The sequence below is a fragment of the Streptomyces aurantiacus genome (assembly GCF_001418335.1).
Classification (GTDB): domain Bacteria; phylum Actinomycetota; class Actinomycetes; order Streptomycetales; family Streptomycetaceae; genus Streptomyces; species Streptomyces aurantiacus.
In genome coordinates this window covers 1-1356 of the sequence record NZ_LIPP01000272.1, presented here as the reverse complement: position 1 = coordinate 1356, position 1356 = coordinate 1, and the positions used below count along the sequence as shown (strand labels likewise).

General features: G+C 66.8%; 1 protein-coding gene. It reads right to left on the bottom strand.

All coding sequences use genetic code 11. The annotated features are described in order from the left end of the window. The coding region (locus AOK01_RS30515; RefSeq protein ID WP_055517340.1) for a DUF1996 domain-containing protein at positions 1–969 on the bottom strand (969 nt) is incomplete at its 3' end. Between the last annotated feature and the right edge of the window lie 387 nt (positions 970–1356).

The window sequence follows — 1356 nt, the reverse complement described above, 5'->3', positions numbered from 1 at the left end:
GTCCCAGGCGTTGAAGAAGTCGTAGTGGAACGACCAGCTCGGTCCGCTGGCCAGCCTCACCTGGGAAAGATCACCGTTGACGGGGAAGGCCATCTTGAACTCGATCATCGGCAGGGCGACCGGGTGGCTCGCGGGGCAGATGTTGTTGTTCGTCCCGGGGTTGACCACGGGATACGCCATGTGGCTCTTGTGATCCGGTGTGTCCAGGTACCTGCCGTCCCAGCAACTGGGCGCCTGGAAACGGATGTTGAGCTGGACGTCCGGGCGGCTGGGGCAGTTCTTCGGGAACTCGACGTTGAAGAAGCTGTCGCCGCACTCCCAGCCCTCGACGAAGCCGCGGTGCGCGCGGAACTCCGCCGCGCTCTGGGTCGGGCTGCCCACGAGGAACCGCAGACCCTTCGGGAAGGGCCGCACGCTCGTGTAGTCGGTGACGCCCGCCTTGTAGTAGATGACCTGCGAGCCGACGGGCCGCACCGGCTGGTCCCCCTTGAAGAGGGTGGGCATCCAGTAGCCCGACCTGTCGCCGGGCGCGTTGCAGGTGGTGGTGGCCCCGTCGAGGGAGGCCGTCGTGCTGTTCGCGTCCGTCGACCGGTTGCCCATGAAGGTGTGGTCGTGGGACTTGCCCGGCTGCTGCGGATAGACGATCGGGTCGTCCGGCTTCGTGTGGCTCATCGAGCAGTTGGCCTGGAACTCGTGGAAGTAGCGGTGGGGCGGCTCCTGCGTGGACGGCTGGACGCCGGTCACCGGCGGGTCGGCGGGGATGTAGCCGTCACCGTCCGGGTCCTCGGGGGAGTCGGCGGTCGACACCGCCATGGTGTGGCCCGCGTGTCGCACGGTGGCCGCCGCCGGCGCGGCGCCGGGCGGTGCCGGCGTGCCGTCGGTGGCCGCGACGCCGCCCAGACCGAGCGAGGTCAGAAGTAGGGCGCCGGCGATCAGGCTTCCTGAGACGATCTGCGATCTCCGTGGCATGGAGACCTCCTGAACACGTCGATGGGAGAACTGTGGGGGACCCGTGGGAGAGCGCTCTCCCGTGACGGAGTGTTGAGGCGGAGGCGCAGGAGTGTCAAGGGCTCCGGCGGAAGGGGCAGCCGGTTTCTCCCACGTTTCTCTCGCCCGTACCTCTTGAACGCGTCCCGGGGCGGAGAACTGGCCGTCAGATGAATGAAAGGGTGTCAAATGCGCCCGTACACCCATGACTTACTGAAAGGGGAGCAACAACTTCCGCGACTCCGGTCGCAACTCTTGACGCGCGGTTCACACGGATGAAGCATGCAACGGCGAGAGAGCGCTCTTTTAACCCCCCACCGTTCGTTTCCTGAACCAGGAGAGTCGCCCCCCATGTCCGCTGCCCCCATC